5 protein-coding genes are annotated in these 13,897 nt (G+C 38.7%); 4 read left to right on the forward strand and 1 reads right to left on the reverse strand.

Translation table 11 applies throughout. The annotated features are described in order from the left end of the window. Positions 1 to 6,560: PA14 domain-containing protein (locus J2W95_RS17345; protein ID WP_310009303.1), on the reverse strand; the 6,560-nt coding region annotated here is incomplete at its 3' end. Positions 6,561 to 7,301: 741 nt separating this feature from the next. Between J2W95_RS17345 and J2W95_RS17350 the strand changes: the two genes are divergently transcribed. The 4 genes from J2W95_RS17350 to J2W95_RS17365 form a co-directional block, all read left to right on the forward strand. Next, a complete protein-coding gene (locus tag J2W95_RS17350) occupies positions 7,302 to 8,060 on the forward strand; it encodes a metallophosphoesterase (RefSeq protein ID WP_310009305.1) in 759 nt (252 codons plus the stop codon). 92 nt (positions 8,061 to 8,152) lie between these two features. Further along, positions 8,153 to 8,443: a DUF6922 domain-containing protein gene (locus J2W95_RS17355; protein WP_310009307.1), complete on the forward strand. Its 291-nt coding sequence runs from the start codon at positions 8,153 to 8,155 to the stop codon at positions 8,441 to 8,443. Beyond that, positions 8,443 to 9,213: a nucleotidyl transferase AbiEii/AbiGii toxin family protein gene (locus J2W95_RS17360; protein ID WP_310009309.1), complete on the forward strand. Its 771-nt coding sequence runs from the start codon at positions 8,443 to 8,445 to the stop codon at positions 9,211 to 9,213. The genes J2W95_RS17355 and J2W95_RS17360 overlap by 1 nt, the downstream gene beginning before the upstream one ends. Before the next feature lie 1,542 nt (positions 9,214 to 10,755). Beyond that, positions 10,756 to 13,897 (forward strand): L-type lectin family protein (locus J2W95_RS17365; protein ID WP_310009312.1); only part of this gene is annotated, 3,142 nt, incomplete at its 3' end.

The following is a 13,897-nucleotide window of genomic DNA, read 5'->3' on the forward strand; positions in this document are numbered from 1 at the left end:
GGGTTGGAAGCTGTGGCACTTGATAATTCTGTCGAAGGTGACCAAGCGTAAGTCGTCCCTGATACTGCAGTTGCTCCAATAGCCAAACCTGTTGCGTTTTGCGTACACGTTTTGGTGAAATCAGAGCCCGCATCAGCTACTGCTGACGTAGTGTCCACTGTCACAACAACCGTATCGGTAGCTGTACAGCCTGAAGCCGTATTTGTAGCTGTTACTGTATAAGTGGTGTTTGCCGTTGGATTCGCCGTCGGATTGGAAGCTGTGGCACTTGATAATCCTGTCGAAGGTGACCAAGCGTAAGTCGTCCCTGATACTGCAGTTGCTCCAATTGCTAAACCTGTTGCGTTTTGCGTACACGTTTTGGTGAAATCAGAACCCGCATCAGCTACTGCTGACGTAGTTTCCACAGTCACAACAACCGTATCGGTAGCTGTACAGCCTGAAGCCGTATTGGTAGCTGTTACTGTATAAGTGGTGTTTGCCGTTGGATTCGCCGTCGGGTTGGAAGCTGTGGCACTTGATAATCCTGTCGAAGGTGACCAAGCGTAAGTCGTCCCTGATACTGCAGTTGCTCCAATAGCCAAACCTGTTGCATTTTGCGTACACGTTTTGGTGAAATCAGAACCCGCATCGGCTACTGCTGACGTAGTTTCCACAGTCACAACAACCGTATCGGTAGCTGTACAACCTGAAGCCGTATTGGTAGCTGTTACTGTATAAGTGGTGTTTGTCGTTGGATTCGCCGTCGGGTTGGAAGCTGTGGCACTTGATAATCCTGTCGAAGGTGACCAAGCGTAAGTCGTCCCTGATACTGCAGTTGCTCCAATTGCCAAACCTGTTGCATTTTGCGTACACGTTTTGGTGAAATCAGAACCCGCATCGGCTACTGCTGACGTAGTTTCCACAGTCACAACAACCGTATCGGTAGCTGTACAGCCTGAAGCCGTATTGGTAGCTGTTACTGTATAAGTGGTGGTTGCCGTCGGATTCGCCGTCGGGTTGGAAGCTGTGGCACTTGATAATCCTGTCGAAGGTGACCAAGCGTAAGTCGTCCCTGATACTGCAGTTGCTCCAATTGCCAAACCTGTTGCGTTTTGCGTACACGTTTTGGTGAAATCAGAGCCCGCATCGGCTACTGCTGACGTAGTTTCCACAGTCACAACAACCGTATCGGTAGCTGTACAGCCTGAAGCCGTATTGGTAGCTGTTACTGTATAAGTGGTGTTTGCCGTCGGATTCGCCGTCGGGTTGGAAGCTGTGGCACTTGATAATCCTGTCGAAGGTGACCAAGCGTAAGTCGTCCCTGATACTGCAGTTGCTCCAATTGCCAAACCTGTTGCGTTTTGCGTACACGTTTTGGTGAAATCAGAGCCCGCATCAGCTACTGCTGACGTAGTGTCCACTGTCACAACAACCGTATCGGTAGCTGTACAGCCTGAAGCCGTATTGGTAGCTGTTACTGTATAAGTGGTGTTTACCGTTGGATTCGCCGTCGGGTTGGAAACCGTAGCATCCGTAAAGTCTGCTGCTGGTGACCAAGCGTAAGTCGTTCCAGCCACTGCAGTTGTTCCAATTGCTAAACCTGTTGCGTTTTGCGTACATGTTTTGGTGAAATCAGAGCCCGCATTCGCAATAGGAGTAATCAACATAGCTGCATTACTGAACGAATCCGAATCCGCAGAAGTACAGCTAGCGTTACCGTTGCTTGCAGTCATTGTATAAGATGTGTCAGATACCATTCCGCTTACCAATCCGGTAGAATCCACTGTTGGTCCCGAAGGATTGAAATTATAAGTATTTGTAGCTTTGTAATTACTGATCGTGCTCGTCCCTACAGCCGAACATGTTGCGCCTACTGAGGCAATTGTTGGTTTTACTGGGGTTACATTTACAGTTACGATTGCCGTATCACTGTTCCCCGAGTTTAATAGCTCCGTAATTTTATAAGTCAAAGTATAAGTTCCAGCAGGAGTACCCGCCGCAACTACTACATCTGAACCTGACAAGCTAACCCCGTCGTTTGTAGAACTAATCTCTTCAATAGTCACCTTTGATGGATCAACAACTACTCCGTTTAAAAATCCTCCGTTTAAAGTATCGTTTGTCAAAATATTGGTAAATGATGTTCCGCCCGTGACTTCATCAACACAACTTCCTATTTCGTCAATTGCCACTATAGCTGCTGCACTTACTGCTACAGTTACGGTAGCGGTAGTACAATTCGTGTTGTTGATTTTCTCACATATACTATAAACAAGTGTATAATTTCCTGCGGGAGTACCAGGAGCAACTACAACATCGGTTCCCGACAAAGTGATTTCTGGAATAGTAGATTCTACAAAACTTACAATCACTGTACCAGTATTAGCACCCGTACCATCTGTAGCCGGAGCTCCGTCTAAAGTATCGTTCAATAAAACATTTGTGAATGCTGTTCCTCCTGAATATCCGTTTACTGCAGTTCCAGTGTCATCAACGGCTAAAATTACTTTAGGAATTGGCACAAGAACTTTAACTTCATCGGTACAACCATTAGTAGCTGTCCAAGTATAAATATAAACACCATTGGTCGTAAATCCACTTATTTGGGTCAAAGGATCTGTGGCAGAAACAATTGATGTAGCCACTGGATTTCCTGGATTAGCAGTCCATGTTCCACTTCCGGTTGCTGCCATGGTAGCTGTAGCCGTAGGAGCAGGATCTACACCTAGATCAACTCCTGCATAAACAGTATTCACTGTTACAGTGGCCGGTGAACTCACGCTACCAGACGCATCAATTTCGCTATAAGTAAAAGATACAAGGACTGAACCGTTATTAGGATCAATTTTCAACAAATTGGGATTGTAATTTACTATTGGTAGTCCAAGAGTTACAACTATATCATCGTAATATAAAACAGCATCACTTACACTAACAATTTTTATGCTATCAGTAGAACTGCTACCGTTGTAAGTGCCATCCTCAGCATCGGAACCTGTCAAGATTGGTACTGCCAATTTTGTTGCTCCTCCTGGATCTACACTACATGCAATTTTATCATCAGCAACTGGAAGTCTATTGATACTGAAATTGGCATTGACAACATTGGCACTACTCACCACTACCCCTGTTAAAATTCCATTAGCCGTACCATCATTCCCAGCAGCTGCTCCTAAGTACTCTCCCATACTTGTCCAAGTGGCTGGAAGACTTGCGACAGGTGCAGTAGCCCCTATTGTTCCTTGAGTAGTACTCAATACAATACTATAGGTACCTGCTGCCAAAGAAATAAAATTATAAGTTCCATCTGCAGCTACTGTGGCATTGGCTACAACTTTCCCCGAACTGTTTACCAATACAGCAAAAAGTCCCCCTGCATTAGTTCCTGTACCGTCAACTGTGTTGACTGGTGATCCCTTTAAACCATTTGCATCATCAAATACCTTTCCGCTTAAATTGAGTACTAAAGAATAATCTTCTACTTCTCCATTTTGGAAAATATCATCAAAAGCCGTAAAAGTTACTGGTATATCAGACACGATCAACCTTTTGGCTGATACTGCCTTGGCTCCTGCCGGTGCAGTTGCCGTTACCAAAACCGATGTTGGTCCATTTATAGAGGCACTTCCGCTGTAAAAAGCCGGTTGACCACTTGCATCCACATCATTGGTAAAATCACCATCATTATTCCAGTCAAACCATAAACCATAGTATCCTGTGGTTCCAGAGGTATTACTGTTCAATACCACCGTATATGCACCACCAGTACTGGTTGGGCTAATAAATCCATCATCATTACTATCAGCGGTTGCCGTGGCATTACTCAACGGAGCGGATTCAATACTAACCGCTGCTCCTGCCCATACCGCAGTATTTGATCCCGAAGGAATACCTGCTGTAAGACAATTCACGATTTTGGCCTGCGCCACCGGCCAAGGAGACGATAAATCTCCATAGTCATAACTATCAATCAGGCTAACCGTAAACGGTGAAGAAGAACTACAGGTCCCGTTGGTTCCTGTCACAGTATAAGTACCAGCCTTACTGGCCGTAATACTGGTTCCGGTAGTACTGGAACCATCATAATCATTCGTCCAGGTATAGGTAAGACCTGCCGGTGGCGTTCCTGAAGCATGATAAAACGCAGCAGCAGGAATGGCACTCTTGGCAACACTATCTGGTCCCATATAGGAAAGTCCCAAAACAGGATTTCCCGAGGCACCGTTAAAATAATTCACCTCGATGGCATGAAGGCCTGCAGATAAGGTTGTGGACGAAGCGACTTCGGTTGCCGCATGACTACCGTCATTGCCAATCAATGAAGAACCGTCTATATATAAATTACTTCCGTCTTTACTGTTTAGGTAAAAAGTGTAAGTCCCTGCAGTAGTAATTTTTATAAATCCTTTGTATTTGACTCCAAAAGAGGTGGAAGTCCCCGTGATGCCAATAAGCCCAGTGAAAATTGGGTTCGCAATGGTTCCTTTATTGGTTGGTTCCTGATTATAAAAACCGGAAACTATCGTTTTAAAGTCGCCACTGGCCACTAAAGAAGTGGCCTTAAAATTAGCATAGGTTTGATAGTCAAGACCATTGCTATAGTCCGTCACTGTCAGTGTACTGTTTGGATTGGCACAACTAATTCTTGGAGTTCCAGATACTGAAAATTCTTTTAATTCTATTGAATTCACAGCAAGATCGGTAGTTCTCGTAGTTACACAACCGTATTTATCGGTATACTTACAGGTATATGTACCCGCTTGCGCTTGAGTAACACCCGTAATATCAAAATTTGCCTGAGAACTGGTAAAGCCGTTTGGCCCTGTCCAAAGCACACTCTGGACAACTGCGTCTGAGGGAACTGATACTGAAGTAAAATGTACAGTAGAACCAATACAGGCTGTTGACGGAGTTGGAGTAACTGTAAGAGAATTAACTGGTAGATTTAACTCTACGGTTTCTGTATAAGAACAACCATTAATATCAATAACGGTTAACGTATAGGTCCCCATATTTGCAGCGGTAACATTGGAAATTACCGGATTTTTATCAGTACTTGTATAGCCGTTTGGTCCTGTCCAGCTGTAACCAGCATCAGGAATAGTTATATTAAAAGCGATTGCTCCATTTTTCAATTTTATTGTATTGGTAGCATCTCCACAAGTATATTCTGCCTTAGGAAACAATACCACATTACCAAAATCAGAGAAATTACTGAAATCTCCGCCTCCCGGTGTCTTTATGTTTTGATAAAAATAAAATTTACCCGCAGTGTTTGTTATATTTATTACTTGACCTTTTAGAGTGGAAAAATTCGCTGTTACATCTCTTCTACAATAACTCCAACCAGGAATCCCCGGAATAGGAACAAATGTAAGTGGAATTGTGTTCCCATTAAACTTAAAGCTATTTGTTATGTCAGTAGTGCCATTTGTACCATTTGGTGCTACAAAATTAAAAAAGGTTTGTGCAGTCGTAGATGGATATTCAAAGGAGATTGCTTTAGCTCCTTTACAGTCACTGATCGGCGTAAGAATACCTCCACCAAATTCAGAATTATTATTTGTCCCAGGTGCCCCTCCCATTTGGTACACCATTACTGGCTTATCTGCTTTGATACTGGCTGCATTTATACTATTAGGGAGAAAATACCTTACGAATTGACCTTTATTTACTACCAAGGTGGTTGTGGTGGTGCCATCAAACACCGTAACAGTAGTTCCATCCTGAGAACCAAAAATAAAAACACTTTCGTCACCGACAGTTACTAGATTTGTACGCACCTGAACATATTCCAATCCAAACTTACTAATTGGTATTAATTGGTCACCAGCATTATCATAAGCTGAAGTCAAACTGCCTATTAAATCATCACTATAGGTAACCACCACTGGAGCCGTACTATTAACAAGACTTCCTCCCAAATGCTTACCAGCTTTAGCTGTTGTACTTGCAGAATAACTTTGCCCTTTCATTAAGGTAATGGTAAAAGGTACGTTGGCACCATGTCCCGTTATGGCTTCACTGGGAACTATAGTTACGGCGGTATTGTCTTCGGTGGCAGTAACAACAAACGAAGTTGTTGCATTCGTATAAGTAGTTCCAATGTTAGCAATGTTTTGCCCAGGCACAATAAACGAAGTCCCTAAAGCATTAGGTCCACGTAAAGGCATAGTACCATAATTATTTGTTGTTTCATTGGCATAGTACGCCCCCATCTGTCCCCAAACCTGTATTCTTAATCCTTTATTTTTTACAGTGTTTGCCGGAGCAACAGTAATGGCGGCAATATATGGCGTCATATCAACTACTTGAGAGCCTCCAGCAGCAATCGTACCTGTAATTGGATTAAAAGTGCCATCCGCTGGCATATCTATTCTATAATTTGCTACAGCTGTGGAAGAAACATTGGTAAGATGTAATTTTTGAGGACTATTATATATTGCAGGCGACGTACCCCAAGCGGGTACCCCATACCAAAACTCAAAATCGGCTGGCCCGACTTGTGCATTTGCCGAGTATCGTGGCACTAAAAAAAAGATAAAAAAAAGTAGCAGTAAAGAATATTTTTTTTTCATAATCAACAACATTTATTTTTTATTCATAGCATTTTAAGAATTAAAAAAATACTCCCATCCAAACCCCGGATATCACAATAGAATACTATTGCATAATCTGGGTCAAAAAGTATCTTTTAAGAAATAAAAAGGATCGATTTACTATAGATTTACTCAAAATAAACCTCTTAACGATTCGTTAAATAAATAATAAAAACAATTGCCCTCTTTAAAGCCTCAACCTGAATTAAGTATGCAAATATAAATACGAAAATCCATAAAATACTAATTTAATCGATTAAAAGCATATTTATGTATAAAAAGTAAGTTTTTAAGTATTATTTAATTAAAACATTCAACATCTTTTTATTCTTAAAAAAAAATTAAAATTTTGAAGTGTTTGTTTTTATGGCTGCATGTAAATTGAGTATAAAATCGAGTCTTTTATTTAAATCTTAACATTTCAAGAAAGTAGTTTTAAGACTTATATAGAAAAAAAAAAAGAAGTGAATTGATGAGGCAAAATGGGAGCACTTCACTTTGGATAACCATAATTTTATCAAGTTAACCCGTTGTATGCAATTAAAATTAGACTTAACACATAGCGTTTAATGCTACAAATAGCAGTTTTTCATCAAATAAATTATTAAACATAACCCGTTGGGTGTAATCCCCAAGAAAATCGTTAAATTTTTTCAAGGTTACTCGCTACACCTAATAAAAATTGCTATGAATACCATTTTTTTAAATTTTAAATAAACAATGAATATCCAATATTGCTCCGACCTCCACCTAGAGTTTCTAGATAACAGAAAATGGCTTTTGGACAATCCCATAGTAGCTAAAGGGGATATTCTTATTTTGGCGGGTGATATTGTACTTTTTAAAGAAATGCACCAACACCAAAAATTCTTTGATTATGTTTCTAAACATTTTAAACATACTTTTTGGATTCCGGGCAATCACGAATATTACAATTCGGATATCTCCAAAAGAAGCGGTTCATTCGAGGAGCAAATAAGGGACAATGTGACTTTGCTAAACAATACTGTGAAAACCATAGACGGTGTACGATTTGTATTTTCAACATTATGGTCACATATTTCACCCGATAAACAATTTATTATTCAACAATCCCTTTCCGACTTTAGGGTGATCCGAAAAGATGAAAAACGGCTGACAGTTGATGATTATAATCAAATCCATGCAGAAAGCAGATTGTTTTTGGAAGAAGCGTTGAAAAACAAAACAGATATTCCTACGGTTGCAATCACACATCATCCTCCAACGTTTGTAAATTATCCTGAAAAATATGCTAATAGCACCATAAATGAAGCTTTCGGCACAGAAATGTTCAATTTTATCGAAGAAAGTGAGATTGACTATTGGATTTATGGCCATCATCATTGCAATATATCTGATTTTACCGTTGGTAAAACAAAATTGGTCACGAATCAATTAGGCTATATTAAATACAATGAGAATGAGAATTTTAGAAGAGATGCCGTTTTTTCAATATAAAAAGGAAGTTGTCTATGGTTACTCTATTTACGGAAATTAATGTTTTTTATAATGATGCACGATATAACACTATTTTTAATTAATTTTGCATAGTGAACAAATCAATAAACATAGCGACTGTTTTTCCCAAATACCTGTTTTGGGATATGGATCTTAATACACTTAGTCTTTCCAAAGACAAGGATATTATCATCCCAAGAGCCTTGTTTGCCACTACTGAGGAAACATTTGCAACAGATATTGCCCGTTTGGAGCAGTTCTATCCTAAAACACAAATTCTAAAATACCTCAAAACTACAAAAGAGCGTATAAGCAATGAAGTGTGTGCCTTGGTGGCTATAAGATACAATGTTCCCGTTTTTGCACGTTTCAAACAAGTATAATGTCTGCAGTAAGCCCTATTCTTAAGCAAACAATCCTCGAATTACAATCATTACCCGGAATAGCGAAGTTTGCGTTGGGAGGAGGTACTAACTTGGCTCTAAGATACAATCACCGTAAATCTATCGACATTGATTTTATAAGTCCAGTTAAAATTGGAAAAGCTGGTTTTGAACAAATCATTCAGGAAGTTGAGAACTTGTACGGTAAGAAGCAGGTAAAAATAATGCTATTGAACACTGAGTTAGACGAACTATTTTTGTTTTTGAAAATGTTCATTTCAAAAGAAAACGAGGTTATCAAGGTTGAGTTTTTACAGAATATGCAATGCTTATTTGCTCCGGAAATATTTGAAGACATTCGCGTCATTAACAAAACAGATATTGGTTTATTCAAATTAATGAGTGCTTCCAATCGTTTTGCCAATAAAGACATCTACGATTTAGACTATATTACAGAAGATATATCTTTAATCAAATTATTTGCGCATTTCAAAACCAAAGCCGAAAAATTTAGCCAGCCTGAACACAAAACAATCTTTGATTTAGATAACGAAATAAGCCCAATAGATAAGCCAGAATTACTATTGGAATTTGATAAAGCACAATCTTCAAAAAATAATAAACCATCACACTCCAACGACAGAATTGAACTATTAGAATCAAGTAAACCTTGGCAAATGGCAAGATTAAGTTGGCGTTCAAAAGTAAGACAGCTTTTTGCACATTTAGGAAAAGACTTCCCTAAACCATTAGGAGTAAAAATCAGGTAATTTTATACAATCAATAAGAGAAAGGATTTTGAGAGTTGACACTATATAAAGTTGTTTCATTCTTAAAAAATATTTCAATTTCAAAACAATATTTCGTTACTAAACAATATGAGATTACCCAAAACACATCAAAATTATTTATAAGATGCGTTTTTGCATGAGCGACTAGATCTATGATTCAATCTTATTGTTTACGTTATGAATTATTTACCAATAAAAAAGAAAATGACCTTAATTTTTGTCAAAAAAAGCCTAAATTTGCTTTATGTTATTTTACTAATTTTGTTAGTGCACCTATAGGTAACCCTGTTCTTTAAAAAGTCTGTAAATCCCGTGTTTATTGGGATTAATATAAAGGTCTTGGAGCCTCTTTCTCCGCAAAAAGCCCCTCACAAAGGGGCTTTTTACATTTCAATACTTTCCTTAATTTACAAAATCCTATATTTTACAGGACTTACGAGTCATTTTGATTTAAATCACAAAATGAATTCATTTTCATTTTAAACTTTAAATCTCATTCGTCAAGTACCCTATTTGATACACTGAGAATAGACCTCAAATTAGGGTACCTAAAAATTGACAATTGTTAACAAATAAAAGGGCTTGGGAACTTTCAATAGTACGTTTGTAAAAATTTAAAAACGGAAATATGAAAAAAGCTAAAAGTAAGCTTCTATTTGAAAGGAGACAAAAAAATCACAATGGAGAAACGGCAATCTCTGCAAAAAATTATTTAGGAAATCTCTACTCCACATTTTCAACTTCTAAATACATTTTGCAAGAACGTTGAACTAAAACTAACAATCTTCGAAATATGCTTAGAATCGATAATGAAATTAATTTGAAGAATTATTTCAAAGATGAAAATAGAGGCTGAAAATAAATAATGGACAGAACACATTGTATTTTGATCCTAATCAAAGCTTAGTCAATGCAATGGATTGTATATGAAAATAAACAAAAAGAGGCTGTGTATTTAACCAAAGGATATACAGTGAATTACAGGCAAAAGTTATCGTCAAAGCATTAGTTTGGGCCAGAATTAGTAGAATGCGCTACTTGATAAAAGAGCAGGAGGCTCACATCCCCGAAATGTTCACAGTTACCTTCAGAAGACCTTTCGATTTTAATAAGTGGGGGAATAAATTATCCGAAAATCAAATAATCATTTTAGAAGCAAAGTTAATGATTTGTCGAATAAATGGTTTTCGATATTTTTTGTTTTAACTGAAGAATCTCATAAAGTATTATTTGTTTCGTAATTGCAGAAACTTTTAAAATAGTGTATAAAATTCCTTTCTTAAACGGAAAAAAACCTAATTAAGTTTAACTAAACGTTCTATTCTTAAATATTTTATTTCATTTTTAACATAGTTAATATTTTTAAAGCATTAAAAATACATTTTTAATGCTTTATTGCTAATTATACTTAAAAACACATGATTTTATAATAAATACTTATTTAAGAGGTAAAATATCAATAAGTTAATAACAATTGTTTATCTTTGCACCCCCCAAAATTATTAAACTTAACACTTAATTATGGGAGATTTCTCTTCGAAAAGTCATAAATTTTTTAGGCCTTTATTTTTAATAATCTTATTTTTTGTTACTTCAGTAAGTAAAGCTCAATTTCCTTTCGCGGAATCTTTTAAAAATAAAACTGCCCCTAGTGTTCAATTCTCTGGTGAAGCCTTATTGACTGCAGGACCTATCGATCCTGATGGTTCTGGTTTTTTGAGATTGACTAGTAATGCGAATCAAAAAAAAGGAGCTGTTTGGTCTGATGTAACTTCTTTCCCATCTTATTACGGGATAGATATGTCGTTCGAGTATTATACCTATGGGAATACTAGTACGAATGGGGCAGATGGTATTGGTTTTATTTTGTACGATGCAAAAACAATCAACCCTACGATTGGGCCACCTGGAGGCAATTTAGGTTATACAGAAAATAAACCTAAACCTAATTCAGATGGGTTTACGACGGGATATTTAGGTATTGGGATAGATGAATTTGGGAATTTTTCATACATAGGTGGAGGTACGCCGGATAAGAAGCCGAATAGCATTACTTTAAGAGGTTCATATTTGGACGGCTATCCATATTTAACAAGTGTTCAAACTACTGCTTTGACTCCTTCGTTCAATATTGCAGGTGGTTCCAGAACTGCTACAACTCTCGGTAGTACCGGTTATAGAAAAATTAGAATAATATTAAAACCAGCGGTTTCAAATACAGGTTATATTGTAAATGTTTATTTGACCCATGAGGCTACCACAGTTCATATCATAACTGATTACGCCTATACGACACCCGCTCCTGAAAATTTGAAGTTTGCTTTTTCATCCTCAACAGGAAATAGCAATAATTATCACGAAATTAGAAGTTTAAATTTTGATGTTTCAGCTACCTTGTCAAATCCAGTGGCTGCGTCTGATACTTTAGGGGGTTGTGCGGGTTTGACCACGGAACCTGTCGATATCCATAAAAATGATGATGGTGCGGTCAATATTTCAGGTGCTGTAAATAAAGCATCTGTAGATTTAGATCCTTCCAATTCAGGAATACAGTTCACTAAAACCGTTGCTGAAGGAACATTCACTTACAAACCAACAACAGGCACAGTTACCTTTACACCTATTGACAATACGATAGAAGGTCCGGTTACTATAGATTATACCTTTGCTGATACTTATGGAAAAATTTCCAACGTTGCAACTATAAGTTATGAGACTGTACAAAAGCCAATTGTCAATACAATTACGGCGCCCGCAACAACTTCTTTTTGTGCTAGTGGAGATGCTACAAATATAATTGGGGGGGATCCAACTGGAGGCAATGATGTGGATTATTTTTATCAATGGCAAAGCAGTACAGATAACATAACGTTCACTGATATTGATGATGATGATGATGATGCTAAAAAGATAGATTATGATCCTGGATCTATAAATACAACTACTTATTATAGAAGAGTCGTTACCTCCGGAGATTGCAGTACTCCCAGCAATGTAGTGACAATTACTATTGATAAAATTTCTAATACAACTTCTACAGCTGCAATTTGTGAAAATACTACCAAAGCTTTAACTGCAACGCCCACAGGAGGAAGATGGGATCTCCTTACCGTTGGTGGAACCATTTTAGGAAATATCTATACACCAGCAGATGTAGAAGTAAATACACCTGTAACGATTCAATATACCGTTTCAGCCGGAAGCTGTGGATCAATACAATCCGACGTAACATTTAACGTAGACCCATTTTCGGGTACGGCGAGCAATACGACTTCAACAAGCGCAATTTGCGAGACGACCACCAAAACTTTGGTCGCAACACCAGCAGGCGGAACATGGAGTATTGTTTCAGGAGGCGGAAGTATTTCAGGAACTATATATACTCCAGCAAATGTCAATGCGAACACAGCTGTAAAAATTCGATATACAGTTCCAGCCAACGCCAGCTGTGGATCAACACAGTCCGACGTAACATTTAACGTAGACCCATTTTCGGGTACGGCGAGCAATACGACTTCAACAAGCGCAATTTGCGAGACGACCACCAAAACTTTGGTCGCAACACCAGCAGGCGGAACATGGAGTATTGTTTCAGGAGGCGGAAGTATTTCAGGATCTATCTATACTCCTGCAGATATCAATGCGGACACAACTGTAAAAATTCGATATACCGTTGCGGCTAACGGAAGTTGCGGATCAACACAATCCGATGTTACATTTACAGTGAACCCATTTTCGGGTACGGCTAACAATACAACTGCAACAACTCCAATCTGTGAGACAGACACTAAAGCTTTAACTGCATCTCCTGTTGGAGGAACATGGAGCATAATATCTGGAGGAGGAAGCATCTCTGCTACTGCTCCTTATATTTATACGCCAGACAATATCTCAGCAGACACCAATGTTGCCATCCGCTATACCGTTGCGGCTAACGGAAGCTGTGGATCAACACAATCCGATGTTACATTTACAGTGAACCCATTTTCGGGTACGGCTAACAATACAACTGCAACAACTCCAATCTGTGAGACAGACACTAAAGCTTTAACTGCATCTCCTGTTGGAGGAACATGGAGCATAATATCTGGAGGAGGAAGCATCTCTGCTACTGCTCCTTATATTTATACGCCAGACAATATCTCAGCAGACACCAATGTTGCCATCCGCTATACCGTTGCGGCTAACGGAAGCTGTGGATCAACTCAGGCAGATGTTACATTTACAGTGAACCCATTTTCGGGTACGGCTAACAATACAACTGCAACAACTCCAATCTGTGAGACAGACACTAAAGCTTTAACTGCATCTCCTGCTGGAGGAACATGGAGCATAATATCTGGAGGAGGAAGCATCTCTGCTACTGCTCCTTATATTTATACGCCAGACAATATCTCAGCAGACACCAATGTTACCATCCGCTATACCGTTGTGGCTAACGGAAGCTGTGGATCAACTCAGGCAGATGTTACATTTACAGTGAACCCATTTTCGGGTACGGCTAACAATACAACTGCAACAACTCCAATCTGTGAGACAGACACTAAAGCTTTAACTGCATCTCCTGTTGGAGGAACATGGAGCATAATATCTGGAGGAGGAAGCATCTCTGCTACTGCTCCTTATATTTATACGCCAGACAATATCTCAGCAGACACCAATG

It is taken from the genome of Flavobacterium granuli (genome assembly GCF_031456055.1).
GTDB lineage: Bacteria > Bacteroidota > Bacteroidia > Flavobacteriales > Flavobacteriaceae > Flavobacterium > Flavobacterium granuli_A.